18 protein-coding genes, 1 tRNA gene and 1 pseudogene are annotated in these 16,866 nt (G+C 69.0%); 15 read left to right on the top strand and 5 right to left on the bottom strand.

What is annotated here, in order from left to right; all coding sequences use genetic code 11:
- The first annotated feature begins 39 nt into the window (after positions 1-39).
- Positions 40-1,236 (top strand): oxygenase MpaB family protein, encoded by a 1,197-nt coding sequence (locus tag TPAU_RS06430; RefSeq protein WP_013125952.1) that lies wholly within the window; start codon positions 40-42, stop codon positions 1,234-1,236.
- Positions 1,237-1,263: 27 nt separating this feature from the next.
- Here TPAU_RS06430 and TPAU_RS06435 read toward each other — a convergent pair whose 3' ends face one another.
- Positions 1,264-1,836, bottom strand: coding sequence for an isochorismatase family protein (locus TPAU_RS06435; protein ID WP_013125953.1), 573 nt, complete (start codon positions 1,834-1,836; stop codon positions 1,264-1,266).
- The gene (locus TPAU_RS06440) at positions 1,833-3,194 is read right to left on the bottom strand and encodes a nicotinate phosphoribosyltransferase (protein ID WP_425358566.1); all 1,362 of its coding nucleotides are present in this window, start codon (positions 3,192-3,194) and stop codon (positions 1,833-1,835) included. Before TPAU_RS06440 ends, TPAU_RS06435 begins: the two co-directional genes overlap by 4 nt.
- 24 nt (positions 3,195-3,218) lie before the next feature.
- Here TPAU_RS06440 and clpS point away from each other — a divergent pair, with 24 nt between their 5' ends.
- From clpS to TPAU_RS06500, 12 genes and pseudogenes are all read left to right on the top strand, one after another.
- On the top strand, positions 3,219-3,548 hold the full coding sequence (clpS, locus tag TPAU_RS06445; protein WP_013125955.1) for an ATP-dependent Clp protease adapter ClpS: 330 nt from the start codon (positions 3,219-3,221) through the stop codon (positions 3,546-3,548).
- A complete protein-coding gene (locus TPAU_RS06450) occupies positions 3,549-4,157 on the top strand; it encodes a DUF2017 domain-containing protein (protein WP_013125956.1) in 609 nt (202 codons plus the stop codon). It begins immediately after the preceding gene.
- Between the two features lie 28 nt (positions 4,158-4,185).
- Positions 4,186-4,611, top strand: a complete 426-nt coding sequence (locus tag TPAU_RS06455) for a M67 family metallopeptidase (RefSeq protein ID WP_013125957.1) — start codon at positions 4,186-4,188, stop codon at positions 4,609-4,611.
- Positions 4,611-4,883, top strand: a complete 273-nt coding sequence (locus TPAU_RS06460) for a MoaD/ThiS family protein (protein WP_013125958.1) — start codon at positions 4,611-4,613, stop codon at positions 4,881-4,883. Before TPAU_RS06455 ends, TPAU_RS06460 begins: the two co-directional genes overlap by 1 nt.
- 7 nt (positions 4,884-4,890) lie before the next feature.
- A complete protein-coding gene (locus TPAU_RS06465) occupies positions 4,891-5,877 on the top strand; it encodes a PLP-dependent cysteine synthase family protein (RefSeq protein WP_013125959.1) in 987 nt (328 codons plus the stop codon).
- Positions 5,878-5,907: 30 nt separating this feature from the next.
- Complete coding sequence (locus tag TPAU_RS06470) at positions 5,908-6,564, top strand: rhomboid family intramembrane serine protease (protein ID WP_013125960.1); 657 nt, start codon at positions 5,908-5,910, stop codon at positions 6,562-6,564.
- A 28-nt stretch (positions 6,565-6,592) separates the two neighbouring features.
- A pseudogene (locus tag TPAU_RS06475) lies at positions 6,593-7,352 on the top strand (cyclic nucleotide-degrading phosphodiesterase).
- A gap of 33 nt (positions 7,353-7,385) precedes the next feature.
- Positions 7,386-8,168, top strand: coding sequence for a ribonuclease PH (gene rph / locus TPAU_RS06480; protein WP_013125961.1), 783 nt, complete (start codon positions 7,386-7,388; stop codon positions 8,166-8,168).
- Positions 8,165-8,788, top strand: coding sequence for a non-canonical purine NTP pyrophosphatase (locus TPAU_RS06485; protein WP_013125962.1), 624 nt, complete (start codon positions 8,165-8,167; stop codon positions 8,786-8,788). The genes rph and TPAU_RS06485 overlap by 4 nt, the downstream gene beginning before the upstream one ends.
- Positions 8,789-8,872: 84 nt before the next feature.
- Positions 8,873-10,060: an LCP family protein gene (locus TPAU_RS06490; protein ID WP_049825949.1), complete on the top strand. Its 1,188-nt coding sequence runs from the start codon at positions 8,873-8,875 to the stop codon at positions 10,058-10,060.
- A 111-nt stretch (positions 10,061-10,171) separates the two neighbouring features.
- Positions 10,172-11,437: a S8 family serine peptidase gene (locus tag TPAU_RS06495; protein ID WP_013125964.1), complete on the top strand. Its 1,266-nt coding sequence runs from the start codon at positions 10,172-10,174 to the stop codon at positions 11,435-11,437.
- On the top strand, positions 11,434-11,664 hold the full coding sequence (locus TPAU_RS06500; RefSeq protein ID WP_013125965.1) for a hypothetical protein: 231 nt from the start codon (positions 11,434-11,436) through the stop codon (positions 11,662-11,664). The genes TPAU_RS06495 and TPAU_RS06500 overlap by 4 nt, the downstream gene beginning before the upstream one ends.
- Positions 11,665-11,732: 68 nt before the next feature.
- Here the strand turns inward: TPAU_RS06500 and TPAU_RS22680 are convergent, their stop codons facing one another.
- On the bottom strand, positions 11,733-13,313 hold the full coding sequence (locus tag TPAU_RS22680; protein ID WP_147291064.1) for a RodZ family helix-turn-helix domain-containing protein: 1,581 nt from the start codon (positions 13,311-13,313) through the stop codon (positions 11,733-11,735).
- A 591-nt stretch (positions 13,314-13,904) separates the two neighbouring features.
- Positions 13,905-13,986: transfer RNA gene (locus TPAU_RS06510), tRNA-Leu, on the bottom strand.
- Positions 13,987-14,065: 79 nt separating this feature from the next.
- Between TPAU_RS06510 and TPAU_RS06515 the strand changes: the two genes are divergently transcribed.
- Positions 14,066-14,539 (top strand): hypothetical protein, encoded by a 474-nt coding sequence (locus TPAU_RS06515; protein ID WP_049825950.1) that lies wholly within the window; start codon positions 14,066-14,068, stop codon positions 14,537-14,539.
- Positions 14,536-14,913, top strand: coding sequence for a DUF3817 domain-containing protein (locus tag TPAU_RS06520; RefSeq protein ID WP_013125968.1), 378 nt, complete (start codon positions 14,536-14,538; stop codon positions 14,911-14,913). The genes TPAU_RS06515 and TPAU_RS06520 overlap by 4 nt, the downstream gene beginning before the upstream one ends.
- A gap of 61 nt (positions 14,914-14,974) precedes the next feature.
- Here the strand turns inward: TPAU_RS06520 and TPAU_RS21830 are convergent, their stop codons facing one another.
- Complete coding sequence (locus tag TPAU_RS21830; protein WP_013125969.1) at positions 14,975-16,666, bottom strand: endonuclease/exonuclease/phosphatase family protein; 1,692 nt, start codon at positions 16,664-16,666, stop codon at positions 14,975-14,977.
- Positions 16,667-16,866: the final 200 nt, after the last annotated feature.

A 16,866-nucleotide genomic window follows, 5' to 3' on the forward strand; every position in this document is an offset into this window, starting at 1 on the left:
TGGCTACAGACCGTGGCCAAAATGTTCTAGGCTCGCATCATGACCACGGCACAGAGCAACACCCCGGCCGTCACGACGCCGGAGCGCTTCGACCGCGACCCGGCCTGGGCCGCCCGCACCGTTCTGCCGCTCCGCATCCTCCAGCGCGACCGGCGTCCCTTCACTTCCGACGAGATCGAATGGGCGCGTCGCGCGGTCGACCGCGGCGATGACCTGGGTAACCGGATGGCCCGGGCCATGATCGATGAGCACGCTTTCTCGATGGCTGATCTGGACGCCGCGCTCGAAACCGGACGCACCGAGGTCCCCGCGCTGCGCGAGCTTCTCGACGTGGTCGCTCAGACGCCAGACTGGGTGGACTTCGACGCCTGCGCCCGCGGCGCCGCGGTGTGCCGTCGCGCAGGCACGCTCGGTCTCGATGTCCTCGCGACCGCGTCGCTCATGACCGGATACACGACGTCGGCCACGACGCGGCAACTCGTTGCCACCGGCCGACTCGTCGAGGGCGTCGACGCCCGAATTCACGAGACCACGCAGTGGTGGGCTCGGATCATCGCGCCCGGAGACGCGATCCGCCCACATCACACCGCGTGGCGGGCGGCGGTCAAGGTCCGCGTGATCCACGGGCTCGCCAATACGACGCTCACCCGCCGCGCCGACTGGGACCGGGCGAAATGGGGAGTACCGATCAACCAGTCCGATCAACTGGGCACGTTGGGCCTGTTCTCCACCTCGTTCCTCGTCGCGGTGCGGGCGCTCGGCATGCCGGTGTCGGCCGCGGAAGGGCGCGACGTGATGTCTCTGTGGCGCTACGTCGGATGGCTTCTCGGCATCGACGACCACGTCCTGCCCGCCACCGAAGGGGAGGGACGCCGCCGGATGGTCCAGGTGGGCCAGTACTCCCCGGGCCCCGACGCCGACAGCGCCGTGCTCGGGCGCGCTCTCTACGGCAACTGGGGCCGGCACAACTACCCGGTCCTGCAGGGGATTCGTAGGAAGGTCCACCAGCGCTACCTCGGTAGCCTCGAGACCGTCTTCGCGGGCCCATGGGGCACTCGCGACCTCGGCATCCCCATGGATCTGCCGTGGGCTGTCGCGGTGACGTGGGCGCGGCATGCTCCGGTGCAGTTCGCCGCCCGGTTATCTCCCGTCGTGCGACGCTGGGCAACCGACCGCGGTGAACAGCAGATCGCTACCTGGCTGCGCCGCAACGAGCCGGCGGCCCCGGTCCGGTGACTTCGCCGCGGCTCTGCCGTGCCCGAGTCACGCCACGGTGATGCCCGCGGCCGAGAACTCGGCGAGCGCAGCGCGGGTGGACTCCTGCGCCACGCCCGCGGTGTAGTCGCCGAGTACGCGAACCGCCAGCCCTGCCGCCCGGGCGTCGAGGGCTGTGGCGCGTACGCAGTAGTCGGTGGCGATCCCGACCACATCGATGGACGATATGTTATGTGCAACAAGCCATTCCGCGAGTGATGCCCCGTCGGGGTCGTGCGCTTCGAAACCCGAATAGGCGGCCGAGTACGCCCCCTTACTGAACACCGGGACTCGCAGCGGAAGACGCAGATTCGGGTGGAATTGTGCGCCCTCGGTGCGCGCTCGGCAGTGCACGGGCCATGAGTCCACGAAGTCGGGTGTCGCCGAGAAATGCGCTCCGGGATCGATGTGCCAGTCCCGCGTCGCGACGATCGTCGGGTAGCGCTCCAGCAGATCGTCGTGGATGCGTCGGGCCACCTGCGCACCACCCGTTACCGCGAGCGAACCACCCTCGCAGAAGTCGTTCTGCACGTCCACGACGATGAGGGCATCGCTGCGCTCGCCGGCGCCCCCGGTGTTCATCGGCGCGCCTGTGCGTCGAACCGGGTGGCGATCGCGGGCTCGCCGTGCGAGAGGCCCAGGCCCTCCCACGGCAGCGTCACCATCGCCCTCTGCAGGTGCGTCCGGGCCTGCTCCAGGCCCGGGAGGCCCGGAACCGTGTCGCCGCCGCGGACCAGCGGGATCTGCAGTTCGGTCGCTGTCAAGTGTGCGGGCACCGCCGGCATCGATCCGGCCGGGTACGGCACCTCCTCGACGATCGTGCCGGTGCTCCGAGCCAGCCGCAGGGACCGCTTCTCGCCGCCGACAGTCTCCTTGTGCGAGCTCCGCTTGGCCACCGGGATACCGTCCACCTGCACCAGCTTGTAGACCATGCCCGCGGTCGGCGCGCCCGAGCCGGTGACCACCGAAGTGCCCACACCGTAGACGTCGATCGGCTCGGCGCGCAGCGCGCCGATCGCGTACTCGTCCAGATCGCCGGAGACCACGATTTTGGTGTTCCGGGCGCCCAGTTCGTCGAGCTGCGTGCGCACCTGCCGGGTGATGATGCCCAGGTCGCCCGAGTCGATCCGTACGCCGCCCAGTTCCGGACCCGCGGCACGGACCGCGCGGTTCACACCTTCGGTGATGTCGTAGGTGTCCACCAGCAGCGTGGTGCCCGGGCCCTGCGCGGCCACCTGGGCGGCGAACGCGGCCTCTTCGTCGGGACCGTCCGGGCCGGTGTGCAGCAGGGTGAACGCGTGCGCCGCCGTACCGCCCGACGGGACGCCGTAGGTGCGGGCCGCCTCCATGTTCGAGGTGGTGGTGAACCCGGCCAAGTAGGCGGCGCGAGCCGCGGCGACCGCCGCCTGTTCGTGGGTGCGCCGCGATCCCATCTCGATCAGCGGGCGGCCGGCGGCCGCCGAGACCATGCGGGCCGCCGCGGAGGCGATCGCGCTGTCGTGGTTGAGGATCGACAGGATCAGCGTCTCCAGGATCACGCCCTCCGCGAAGCTCGCGCGCACGGTGAGGATCGGGGAGCCGGGGAAGTACAACTCACCCTCGCGGTAGCCGTCGATCTCGCCGGTGAACCGGAAATCGCGGAGCCACGCCAGCGTATCGGCGTCGAGGAACCGCTCGGCCACCGCGAGCTCGGCGGGCCCGAACCGGAATCGTTGCAGCGCCTCGAGCACGCGGGCGGTCCCCGCCACCACGCCGTACCGACGGCCCGCGGGCAGCCGCCGCGCGAAGACCTCGAACACGCACGGACGATGCGCGGTTCCGTCGCGCAGCGCCGCCGCGAGCATGGTGAGCTCGTACTGGTCGGTCAGCAACGCCGAGCTACCCGGAGCGCGCCCGCTCGAATCGGACAGGGTGTTCTTCGAACGGGCTGTGTCATCCACGGTCACACTGGGTACCCTAGAACCATGACCGACAGCAGCGCAGCCGCACCGGGCTCCCCGGGCGTCAGCGGGCAACCCGGTTCGGCCGCCACGCTGGAGCGGGAGACCGACCGGGCGATCGACAAGCCGTGGGTCACCGTGGTCTGGGACGATCCGGTGAACCTGATGTCGTACGTCACCTTCGTCTTCCGGAAGGTGTTCGGATACAGCACCTCCAAGGCCAAGGAGCTCATGATGCAGGTGCACACCGAGGGTAAGGCCGTGGTCTCCACGGGCGACCGCGACAAGGTGGAGGGCGACGTCCGCAAGCTGCATGCGGCCGGCCTGTGGGCGACGATGCAGCGCGACAGCTGAGTGCGTAACTGGCAGGCCAAGCGGGGCGTACGCGGCGACGTCCGCTTCGTCTCGAAGATGGAGCCGGAAGAGGTCGGACTCGTCCGCTCGCTGGTCGGGTCCCTGATCGAGCTCCTCGACGAACGCGAGGATTGCGCCCCCCACGATGAACTCGCCGAACTCACCGGCCTGCGCACCGGTCATTCGGAGCCGCCCGACGAGGGCGTCCTGAGGCGCCTGCTGCCCGACTTCTACCGGCCCGGTGCCGATGCGCCGGGAGCGGTCGACGCGCCGTCGGGCGAGTTCGCCCACGACCTCAATGCCGCGTTGCGTTCGCTCAACGAGCCCGAGGTCATCGATGCCAAACGCGCGGCCGCTCAGACCGTGCTCGCCACCCTGCCCGACCGCGCCGGCACCGTCACCCTCACCGAGGCCGAAGCGCAAGACTGGCTCACCTGTATCAACGACCTGCGGCTCGCGCTCGGCGCGCTGCTGGGAATCACTGCCGACCTGCCCGACGGGCCCTCGTCCGAAGATCCGGCCAAGGCCGGCCACGTGGACGTCTACCACTGGTTGTCGGCCCTGCTCGACGTCTTGGTCTCCGTGATGCTGGACCGCGAACCGGAATAGGGCGCGGGCGGCGGGAGTTGAGCTGGACGTGACCGAGCAGAACGGCCTGACGATCCGTCGCGACCTCGTGGCGAAGATGATCGAGCATGCCCGCCGCGACCACCCCGACGAGGCCTGCGGGGTGATCGCCGGCCCCGAGGGCTCCGATCGTCCCGAGCGCTTCATCGAGATGCTCAATGCCGAACGCTCGCCCACCTTCTACCGCTTCGACTCCGGCGAACAGCTTGCGGTCTGGCGTGAGATGGAAGCCCGCGATGAGGAACCGGTGGTGATCTACCACTCGCACACCGCCACCGAGGCCTATCCGTCGCGCACCGACGTGAGTTTCGCGTCCGAGCCGAACGCGCACTACGTGCTGATCTCGACCCGCGATCCCGAGGCCGCCGAGGTGCGTAGTTACCGGATCGCGAGCGGCTCCGTCACCGAAGAAACCGTCCACATCCTGGAGGCCTGATGTCCGTCACCGTATCCATCCCCACCATCCTGCGGCCGCACACCGGCGGTGAGAAGCGAGTCCCCGCCGACGGCGGCACGCTGGGCGCCGTCATCGACGATCTCGAGTCGCGGCACCCCGGACTCAAGGACCGCCTGGTCGACGACGGAAAGCTGCACCGGTTCGTCAACGTCTACGTCGACGACGAGGATGTGCGGTTCACCGGCGGCCTCGACACCCCTGTCGCCGACGGCGGCACCGTCACGGTGTTGCCCGCGGTGGCGGGCGGATAGGCGGATAGTGGCCAGGTTCGACTCGCTGCTGGATTCGCTCGGCGGCACGCCCTTGGTCGGGCTGCCCCGCCTGTCGCCGCGCTGGGACGACGGCGCGGGCCCGGAGGGTGAGGCGGTGCCGCACGTGCGACTGTGGGCCAAGCTCGAGGACCGCAATCCCACCGGCTCGATCAAGGACCGCCCGGCGCTGCGGATGATCGAGGAGGCCGAGGCCGACGGGCGGCTGCGACCGGGGGACACCATCCTCGAACCCACCTCGGGCAACACCGGCATCAGCTTGGCCATGGCCGCGAAGCTCAAGGGGTACCGGTTGGTGTGCGTGATGCCGGAGAACACGTCGGCCGAGCGTCGCCAGCTGCTGATGATGTACGGCGCCGACATCATCGGCTCACCCGCCGAGGGCGGCTCCAACCGCGCCGTCGCCGATGCGAAGGCACTCGCCGCGGAGCACCCCGACTGGGTGATGCTCTACCAGTACGGCAACCCCGCCAACGCCCGCGCGCACTACGAGGGCACCGGCCCGGAACTGCTCGCCGATCTGCCGGAGATCACCCACTTCGTCGCGGGCCTGGGCACCACCGGCACCCTCATGGGCACCGGGCGATACCTGCGCGAGCACGTGCCCGGCGTGCAGATCGTGGCCGCTGAGCCGAGGTACGGCGAACTGGTCTACGGGCTGCGCAACCTGGACGAGGGATTCGTCCCCGAGCTCTACGACGAGTCGGTTCTCACCCGTCGGTTCTCGGTGGGGGCCTACGACGCGGTGCGCCGCATGCGCCAGCTCATCGACCACGAGGGGATCTTCGCCGGAGTCTCCACCGGCGGTGTCCTGCACGCCGCTCTCGGGATCGCCAACAAGGCGCTGACCTCGAAAGACCGGGCGGATATCGCCTTCGTGGTGGCCGATGCCGGATGGAAGTATCTGTCGACCGGTGCATACGACGGTAGCGTGGAAGATGCCGAGGAGGCCCTGGAGGGCCAGCTCTGGGCGTAGGCCCGGGGTGTAAGGCTAAGGAGGCCCACCGTGACGCTGTCGACCAACGACGGGACGCCCGCGCGCTCCGGACCGGGGTGGCTCGCCGGACGCCGCGTGGGCCGCGCCGCGGCCGCGATCGTCGCCTTCGTGGCGCTGCTGTGGGTGCTCGAGGGCGTCGACACCCTGTTGAACAACGCGCTCGATCAGTGGGGCATCCGCCCGCGCCAGGAGGAGGGCCTGCGCGGCATCGCCTTCGCGCCCCTGCTGCACGGTGGCTGGGAGCACCTCGCGGCCAACTCCGTTCCCGCACTGGTGCTCGGCTTCGTCGGTCTGGTGGCAGGCGCCGCCCGGTTCGTCGCAGCCACCGCGCTGATCTGGCTGGTCTCGGGAGTCGGTGTATGGCTCACCGGTGGTACCAACACGCTCGTGGTCGGCCTGTCCGGGGTGATCTTCGGCTGGATGACCTACCTCGTGGCACGTGGCCTCTTCTCTCGCAAGGTCATCGACGTCGTGGTCGGACTCGCGCTGCTGGTGGTGTACGGCGGCATGCTGTGGGGCGTCTTCCCCGGCGATCCGGGGATCTCGTGGCAGGCGCACCTGTGGGGAGCGGTCGGCGGCGTCCTCGCGGCCGTCTGGCTGGGTCGCCGGTCCCGTGGGGCGGTGCGGTCCGGCAAATCCCGTGAGGTCGGCTCGATTGCCTCGTGACGATCCTGCATCTGGCACGATGAGCGGCATGCGACTCACCATCCTCGGGTGTTCGGGCAGCGTCGGCGGTCCGCAGGCGGCCTGTTCCGGCTACCTCCTGCAGGTGGACGGGCATGACCCCGTGGTGATGGATTTCGGGCCCGGTGTCCTCGGTGAGCTCCAACAGCGCGTCGATCCCAACACCGCGACGGTGATGCTGTCGCACCTGCATGCGGACCACTGCCTCGACCTCCCCTCGCTGTTGGTGTGGCGGCGCTACCACCCGACGCCGGCGAGCGGTCGCGCCCGGCTGCTGGGCCCGTCCGATACCCCGGAGCGGATCGGCCGCGCCTCGGCCGAGACCGCGTCGCTGTTCGACGACATCACGGACACCTTCGATTTCGGTTCCTGGGTCGAGGGACAGGACATCGCGGTCGGCGGATTCACGGCGCGTCCGTTCCGGATGTACCACCCGCCTGAGTCCTTCGGTCTGCGGATCACCGCGCCGAGCGGCCGGGTGCTCGCCTACGGGCGATACCGGTGCTTGCGACAATCTGGTCGAACTCGCTCGTGGGGCCGATGTACTTCTGGCCGAGGCCAGTTGGACCCACGACCCCGGCAATCGGCCGCTCGGCGTGCACCTCTCGGGCATCGAGGCGGGCGAGGCCGCGCAGGCGGCGGGAGTGGGCAGGCTGTTGCTCACACACATCCCGCCGTGGACGTCCCGGGAAGCGGTCGTCGAGGAGGCCACATCGGTGTACGACGGCCCCGTCGATGCGGTCAACGGCGGCGACGTCTTCGACCTGTAGAGCGCCGTCCCGGACGGGCGATAGGGTGGGGGAGTGAGCAGACGCGCAGACGGCCGAGCCGACGACGAACTCCGCCCCGTGACCATCACCCGGGGGTTCACGCAGAACCCGGCGGGTTCGGTCCTCGTGGAATTCGGTAACACCAAGGTGCTGTGCACCGCGAGCGTCGAGCTGGGCGTTCCGGGATGGCGGCGTGGCTCAGGCCAGGGCTGGCTCACCGCCGAATACGCGATGCTTCCCGGTGCCACGCACGAGCGCAGCCGCCGTGAGTCCACCAAGGGCAAGGTCGGGGGCCGCACCCACGAGATCTCCCGGCTGATCGGCCGCTCGTTGCGCGCCTGCATCGACCTGGCCGCCCTGGGGGAGAACACCATCGCCATCGACTGCGATGTGCTGCAGGCCGACGGCGGTACTCGCACCGCGTCGATCACCGGGGCCTACGTGGCGCTGTGCGATGCCGTCACCTACCTGGGGGCCGCAGGAAAACTGACCGATCCCCAGCCGATCTCGTGCGCGATCGCCGCCGTGTCGGTGGGCGTTGTCGACGGCCGGGTCCGACTCGACCTGCCGTACGAGGAGGATTCGCGCGCCGAGGTCGATATGAACGTGGTGGCCACGGACACCGGAACCCTGGTCGAGGTGCAGGGCACCGGCGAGGGCGCGACCTTCGCCCGCACCACCCTGGACTGGATGCTCGATTCCGCGCTGTCGGGTACCGAGAAGCTGTTCGCCGTGCAGAAGCAAGCGCTGGCGGCGCCGTACCCGGGCGTCCTGCCCGAGACCGAGGGCGAGCCGAAGAAGAAGTTCGGGCAGTGACGAGGCTGCTGCTGGCCTCGCGCAACGCCAAGAAGTTGCGTGAGCTACGGCAGGTTGTCGCTGACGCCGGCATCATCGGGCTGGAGATCGTGGGCCTCGACGAGGTGCCCCACTTCGCGGAGCTGCCCGAGGACGCCCCGACCTTCGAGGGCAATGCCCTCATCAAGGCGAGGCAGGGCTACGAGCAGACCGGGCTACCCTGTCTCGCTGACGATTCCGGTATTTGTGTCGATGCGCTCAACGGTATGCCGGGAGTGCTATCGGCCCGGTGGTCCGGTGTACACGGCGACGATCCCGCGAATACCGCGCTCCTGCTCGCCCAGACGTCGGACGTGCCCGATCAGCGTCGCGGGGCCGAGTTCGTCTCCGCCTGTGCACTGGTCCACGGTGCCGGTGCAGCGGGCGAGACGACCGTGCGCGGTACCTGGCGCGGCTCGCTCCTGCGGGAGTCGCACGGCGATGGCGGCTTCGGCTACGACCCGGTGTTCCTGCCCGAGGGATCCGAGCGGACCGCCGCCGAACTGACCCCGGAGGAGAAGAACGCGGTCAGCCATCGGGCCCGGGCTCTGGCACAGCTCGTCGAACCACTTCGGGAGCTTGCGGCGCGCGTCCCCGAGTAGGGCCCCGGTCCGGTGTAGCGTCGACCCGTGAATCGCAGATCGTCGAGTTTCCGTGGTGGCCGCGTGGCTATCGCGCTGCTCTCGATGGTCGTGCTCGCTGTCACCGGAACCCTCTGGTGGAGTACCAATCTGGTGATCGGGGGGTTCAACCTCTCGGGAGCCCTCGCCGAGGCGAAGGTGGCCCAGTCCACCGGCGGCGACCGCAACATCCTGCTGATGGGTCTGGACACCCGTAAGGATCAGGACGGCAACGACCTCCCCGATGACGTGCTCAAGCAGCTGCACGCAGGCGACAGCAGCAACGGCGGCTACAACACCAACACCCTGATCCTGATGCATGTGCCCGCGGACGGGAAGAAGGTGGTGGCGTTCTCCATTCCGCGCGACGATTACGTGACTCTGGTCGGAGTGAAATCGCGCAGCAAGGGCAAGATCAAGGAGGCCTACGGTCTGCGTAAGGCCGAGGTTCAGGACCAGCTCGCCGCGCAGGGCGTCACCGACCGCAAGGAGCTCGAGGCGAAGAGCCGCGAATCCGCCCGCGCGGCCACCCTCGCTACCGTCGAGCGGCTCGTGGGCGTGCCGATCGACCACTTCGCCGAGGTCAGCCTCGTCGGCTTCTACGACCTCGCCAAGACGCTCGGCGGTGTCGAGGTGTGCCTGAACAAGCCCGTGCGTGACAGCTATTCGGGCGCGGCCTTCCCCGCCGGACGCCAGAAGCTCAACGCCGCACAATCGCTGTCCTTCGTGCGGCAGCGGCACGGGCTCGCCGATGGCGATCTCGACCGTACCCACCGGCAACAGGCGTTCATCGCCGGAGTGATGATGCAGCTGCAGAATCAGGGTGTGTTCGGTGACGTGCGGAAATTGCAGTCGTTGATCTCGGTGGCGCAGAAGGACGTGGTGATCTCCAGCGGCTGGGATCTGGAGCAGTTCGCGAAGCAGGCGGGCAAGATCGCCGGCACTGCACTCACATTCACCACACTGCCGGTGCTCGGATACGACACGATCGACGAGCAGGCGGTGAACATCGTGGATCCCAAGGCGATCCGGGCCCAGGTGCAGAAAGCCTTCGGTCAATCGGTGCCCGCGCCGGCCGACGAGGAGACCACCACCGCGCCCACCTCCGACGCGAACTCTCCGAGCCAGGTGGGGTATTCATCGGGCCCGGGCGCCGCTGCGACGCGGCTAGCGTCCCCGACCACCGCCGCCGCGGGCCCCACGCCGGATGCGGGTACGACCTTGCGCGGCGGCCAGATCCCCTGCGTGGACTGACGACGAGCCCGGCCGGCGGCGCGTTCCGCGGGTACTGTCGATGTTGTACGCGGATCTAAGAGTTCGCCGCGGTGTGGTCCACCGATCGCGGCGCCGGGACGAGGAGGACATGTGATCGCCATCGACGGTGTGCCCGACGAGACCGGACGGTACGTGCTGGTGTTCCCACCGGGCGCGAACGAGTACTCGGGTGTGCTGCGCCGCGTCATGGGCGTCTCCGATGTGCTCCGCTCGGCCGAGGCGGGATCGGAGAGCGATCTGGCGGGGGCAGGTGCGATCGTCTTCGACCGATTGGGTATTGCGGTGGTACAAGCCGATCCCGATCAGCTCGTGTCGTTGCAGGGCGCCCCGTCGGAGGTGCTCTCCGTGGAGCCCGAGCTCGAACACCGCCCGCTCGGCGTGGGCTCCCAGGACTACGTGGCCGGCTATCGTGACGGCGTCGCCGATCTGACCCGGCGGCTCGGTGTCGCCGACACTGCGCCGACCGGTGCAGCGGCGCGGTTCGCCGACACCTCCGAATTCACCTGGGGGCTGCAGGCGGTCGGGGCGACCACGGAACCCGCAGGTGGCGAGGGGATCAAGGTGGCGGTGCTCGATACCGGATTCACGCTCGGCCACCCGGATTTCGCCGGTCGCGGTGTTGTCACGCGCTCGTTCGTACCCGGTGAGGACGCCGCTGATGCGCACGGCCACGGCACTCACTGCGTGGGGACCGCCTGCGGACCGAAGCTGCCGCCCGGCGGTGGACGCCGCTACGGTGTCGCGTTCGCCTCACAGGTGTACGTGGGGAAGGTGTTGGCGAACAACGGGACCGGATCCGATACCGGAATCCTCGCCGGAATCGACTGGGCCCTCGGCGAGGGCTGCCAGGTGATCTCCATGTCGCTCGGCGCCGATGTGCGGCAGGTGTCGGCCGCGTACGAGCGGGCCGGTGCCGCGGCGCTCGCCGCGGGCACGCTCATCGTGGCCGCGGCGGGCAATAACGCCCGGCGCCCGGGCGACAGGGGCTTCGTCGGGGTGCCCGCGAACAGCCCGTCGATCATGGCGGTGGCCGCCGTCGACCAGGACCTCGCGGTCGCTCCCTTCTCTGCTACCAGCAACCCGGTCGCGGGCGGGCAGGTCGACATCGCGGCGCCCGGGGTCGACGTCTACTCGTCCTGGTTGCTGCCGCAGCGGTACAACACGATCAGCGGCACCAGTATGGCCACACCGCACGTGGCCGGTATCGCCGCCGTGTCCGCGCAGACCACCGGTCTGCGTGGACAGGACCTGTGGGCCCGGCTGACCCGCTCGGCGCAGCGGCTCGACGGCGCCTCGGTGGACGTGGGCAGCGGACTCGCCCGCACCGGCGGCGACAGCGCTATCGTCGATTCATGACCCCGGTCACCGTTACCCTGAGCTGCGCGCATGATGCGCTCGATTCCACCGTCGAGGCGGTGCGCGCCACCGGCTTGCGGGTGGATCAGGTGCTCCGGAACCTCGGTGTGGTGACGGGCGAAGTCGATCCCACCAAGATCGCGGCTCTGCGCGAGGTGGACGGAGTCGGGGCGGTCGAGCCTGCGCAGGGCTTCACCACTCCTTCGCCCGACGACACGGTTCAGTAACCCGGCACAGACGAGACGACCGCCCCGCACGGAATGTGCGGGGCGGTCGCTGTCGTACGGGCCTTGGATCAGGCCGCGTCCTTGCCGCTCGAGACCTCCGACGAGGACGAGCTCGACGAGCTGGAGGAGGAATCCGATGCGGAGTCCTTGCTCGACGTGCTCGAGCTGCTCGACGAGGAGGAGCTCGAGGTGCCCGGCGTGGTGGTCACCGAAACGCTGCCCGGCGTCACCGAGGTGCCGCTCGGGGTCACCGAGGCGGAGCCGGTGCTGCCCGTGACGGTGGTGCTCGCACCGTTCGGTGCGGTCACCGTGCCGGTACCGGACGGGCCGGTCACCGTCGCGCCGCCGGGGGTCACGCTGCCGCTGCCGGTGTTCACCGAGCCGGACGCGCTGCCGGCGGGGGTGGTGACGCCGCCGCCGACGGTCGGTCCGGTCACCGTGGCACCGCCGGGGGTGACGGTGGCGGTGCCCGGGGTGACCGAGACATTGCCGCTGGCCACCGGCGTGGTGACGGACGCGGATCCGGACGGGGTGGTCACCGAGGCGCCGTTCGGGCCGACGGAGACCGCACCGGTGTTGACGGTCGCGGTGCCGCTCGCGATCGGGGTGGTGACGGCGCCGGTCGCCGACGGGCCGGTCACGGCGACGCCGTTCGGGCCGACGCTCGCCCCGCCGCCGCCGACCGCGCCCGTGACGGCACCGATCGGGGTGGTCACGGAGCCGCTCAGAACCGGGATGGTGGCGCCGATGCCGTTCAGGCCCGCGGTGATGGTGCCCGCGGTGAGGCCGACATTGGCCGAACCGATCGGGGTGGTCAGGCCGCCGCCGAGCGTCGGGGTGGTGATGACCAGGCCGTTCGGTCCGACCGCGATGCTGCCGAGTCCGAGGTTGATGTTGCCGCCGAAGCCCAGAGCGGACAGGTTCAGGCCGAGGGTCGGGCCCGCGAGTCCGACGGTGCCGTTGCCGTAGATCAGTCCGCCGGGGGAGAAGGTGAAGAGCGCATTGCCCAGTCCCAGCGGAGCGACCGCGCCGACCTTGATGTTGGGCGAGACGGTGGTGACGCCGTTCTGCCGCACCGAACTCAGCCACGCATCGAGGCTCAGCGAGCTGCCGAGCGGTCCGTTGATCGCCGTGGCGTTGCCGATCACGCTGCCGAGATCGGCGGTCGAGAGGGGTGCCAGATTGCCGGTGGAGATCGCGGTGAGAATCGCGGGCAGGCTGCTGGCGGGGAAGGTGACACCTCCGTAGAAGGAGTTGCTCAGGCCGCCGAGCCCGAGCGGGGCACTGATGCCCACGTTCTGCACGGCGCCCAGTCCGGTCCAACCGGTCGGGCCGTGGGGGACGGCACCGAGACCGCTCGAGGACGAACTGGTAGCGGGGAACAACGAGCCGACGATCGGGATGCCGTTCCACGTCTGGACGCCCTGCGCGATCTGCGCCGACGTAGCGGGGATGACCACGAGCGGAATCACGCCCGGTGCGGCGGGGGCCAGGCCCAGCAGCACGGCGGCCGGCTGGTTGGCGAGGTTCGCCGGATCGAGGGGATTGGTAGTGGCGGCAGCGGCCGTACCCGCGGTGCCGGTGGTGAGCGCGGCGGTTGCAGCCAGCGCGCCCGCCACGGCAGTGAGATGACGGGTAGAACGCGTCAAAGCGGTGGAACCTGAATGACGAGCCATGGGGACCTCCGAGTGGGAAAGCAGAGCGTCTTCTTCGCGTCTGCGTCGCTGACGTTAGTGGACGAAGAACGAGTTTGTACACGTTTTATTCAGCGTTCTCTTAAAAACTTTGACTTACCGGTTAGTCCGGTTAATTGGGTATTTCGAAACGCTTCATAGTTACCTCGCAGTAGCGAAATCGAACCGGGCCGGCCGTCGGCAGGACGATGCTGGCTACAGAGGTTGTCGCTGGATATAGGTTTGCTCGTGAGGATTGCGTGGCAGTGAAACGGTATTTTTGAACGCCGTAAATATGCTGCTATTGCAAGTACACCCAGGCGTCAAGTGTCGCAGCGTCACGCGTTTGGCGGCAGGTTTGGAGGTATTCGCAGCCTTTTCAGCGAGTTCACAGGGGGTGGAACCTGAAAGAAATGTAGACGTTCTCAGCTGCTCGCTATTGCGGCGCCGACGCGCCGCAATCCACTGAATTCGCGCAATATCAATACCTGGTTGCATGAATGGATGCGATTGCAATCAGAACGGGTGGTGTATCCGCTGCGGTACCCGGGGAGAGGCCTTGATGAGTGCGCCCGGGGAGACTTGAACTCCCACACCCTGAGGTACTGGAACCTAAATCCAGCGCGTCTGCCAATTCCGCCACGGGCGCGTACGCAGCGCATCCGCTGCGGCGCAGGTCACGATACCTGTCTTCGGTGTCCGGCGCCCGAACCGGTACCGTCGGAGGGGTGAAACGCCGTCGCCATCGCCCAGCACTCATCGTGTTCGTGGTGGTCGCGGCGGCGGCATGCCTCGCCCTCGGGTGGTGGCAGTGGGGCCGGTTCGAGTCCACCGCCGGCAGCGCCCGCAATCTCGGATACGCCTTGCAGTGGCCGCTGTTCGCGCTCGCGTTCCTGTGGGGCTACCGCCGGTTCGTGCAATTGGAAGACGAAGCGGAGCTCCAGGAGCGGCTCGCTGCCGACGAGGCCGCCGCCGAGCCCGCTGCGCAGGCCGACGCCGCTGCCGCGCGACCGGCGCCGGTGGACCGGGGCGCCGGGTCCATGACCGCGATCCCCGAGGGCTTTCTGCCCAGCCGGCGCGCCGCACCGTCGCCCGACGAGAGCGCGCCGGACGACCCGGCGCACGCCGAATACAACCGCCTCCTCGCCGAACTCGCGGCGAACGACGCACCCCGGACCGACACCGTCAAGGAGAAGCAGTGACCGACGCTCCCACCCCGACCGCCGACCAGCTCGCGGCGAAACGCCGCGATCAGGTCAAGGGCGCGCTCGGCCGCTATCGCTTCATGGCGAACTTCACCGGCGTCTTCCTGCTCATCCTGTGTGCCGAGCTCATCTACAAATACGTGATCGCCGCGATCTGGGATCTCCCTGCGCCGGAGTGGCTCTGGTACATCGGTGCCGTGCACGGCTGGGGTTACGTGATCTATCTGCTGTTCACTCTCGACCTCGGAATGAAGGTGCGCTGGCCCGCACCGCGCTTCCTGCTCACCCTGCTCGCCGGCACGATCCCGTTCGCCTCGTTCTACTTCGAGAAGAAGAACTCCGACGAGATTCGGGAGCAATTCGACCTGTAGCGAACCGACGCCTATGCGAAACCGCCCCGGCCGCAGGCCGGGGCGGTTTCGTCGTCCGGGGTTACGCGTCGGTCGACGGGGCCTTCGGATCGTCGGCCGTCGCGGTGCCCGATTCCGCACTCGTGGCGCGGGTCGAGCCCGAGTCCGTGGTCCCCGACTTCTCCGGCGATGCAGTGGAATCGGCGGGTGTCGGGGTCGCCGTCGACTCGGCCGCGGGTGCCGGTGCGACGGCGGGAGTCGTCTTCGTCGTCGGTGACGATGCGGTGCTCGCGGTCGGCGTCGTGCTCGCGGCCGGCGACGGTGTGGTGGTCGTTGCCGAGGTCGCGGTCGGTGTCGGACCGTCCGTGTCATCCGGGGTGGCGGACGCCGGGCCCGGGGTCCGAGTGTCTGCCACGGACCGCACGGTGCCGGCATCCGGTGCCTCGGATGTGGACCGTCCCGAGTCGCCGACGGTCGGAGCCGACAGCGTCGGCGCAGTGCTTCGGTCGCCGCCGAAGAGGGCGGCGGGCACGGCCGTCACGAAGTCGCGCACGGTCGCGTACAGCTGCTGGGCGGCCTCTACGAGCGTCAACGCGATCCGGACCGGGATCGTCGCGGCCGCGGCGAGAGCCTCTGCCACCGCCCGGCGCGCCTCGAGGCCGGTCGTGTCCGCGGGAGGTTGCGGCGTGATGACCTGCTTGTCGGTGGTCAGGGTGTAATCGGCCAGCAGGTGTCGGTGATCAGAGGCGAACGGCCTCGTCGGATCCAGGAAGTTGTCCGCGGTGCCGTCGGGCACGATCGTGCCGTTCGCGACGGACGTGTTCGGGCCGAGGAGCCCGATGTCCTTGAGCGTGAGCTTTTGACCCGACTTGGTGAACAGGAAGTCGAGACGGTCGCGCCCGTCCGCCTTCGGGGTCCAGTCCAGGTCGCCGATGGATGCCAGCGGGTTCCCCACGGCCCAGGTGATTCCCGGGTGCGTGACCGGGTCCGGGTACTTGGTGCGGTAGGCGTCGAGATAACCGGCGTCCTGGAGCTGTTGGGTCGACTGCCAGGGGATCACGGCGCCGTTGTGATCGAACGTGTTCTTAGTGGCCGCGGTCCAATCGAGGTTCGAGGGCTCATTGAAGTCGCCGCCCAGCAGGATCTGGCGGCCCTTCGCGGCCTCGGCAGCGGCGTCGGCGATGACCCGTGCCACCGCGGCGGGCCGGCCGGATTCGGCGTTCACCGCGAGCACCGTGTCGGTATCGGTCACCGGACCGGTGGTGATCTGATCCCACCCGCGGTATTCGGACGAATCGCCGTTGTACCCGCGCGGCAGGTACGGGGCGTAGACGGACGGATTCAGGTGCAGGGAGTACACCGCGAACGAGGTGCCGTCCACGTTGATGATCGCCTTGGTGGCGCGCCCGTCGGCCAGGTCCGCCGACGACTCGATCGGGTACTTCGAGAGGATCCCGGAGTCCCGCGTCTTCAGCGTGCTGTAGTACGTGGTGCCGTTCTGGTTCAGGCTCGTGGCCAGGCTCTGCGTCACCGTTCCCGCCTCCGAGAGGATGACGATATCGGGCTGCACGCGCTGAATCTCCTCGAGGAGCAGCTTCTCGCCGCCCTTCACGGATTGCCCGTTGTTCCAGGTGTTCATCTGGAGGACGCGGACGTTCAGCGTTCCTGCGGTCGCCGTCGCGATCGTGAAGAGGGCGATGAAGGCCGCGGTGAGAGCGCCGAGCGCGAGGCGCCGGACCGATCTCGCCGGGGGCGATGGGATTGCTCGGGGCATGGAACACTCTTTCGTGCGCTCGGAGTTGTGGAATTGCAAGTCATCAACTCGTATCCCCGCAGAGTGAACAACCACAGTTGTCAGAATGAAGGTTCAGTGAACTACCGCATGCGGGGACGGGTAGCCGTAGACCGCGTCGATCTCGTGGGCGCGCGCTCGCCCGGGCCGCGATCGCGGCCCGGGCGACGTGCGTCGTGAAC

Source organism: Tsukamurella paurometabola DSM 20162 (assembly GCF_000092225.1).
In the GTDB taxonomy this organism is placed as follows: domain Bacteria; phylum Actinomycetota; class Actinomycetes; order Mycobacteriales; family Mycobacteriaceae; genus Tsukamurella; species Tsukamurella paurometabola.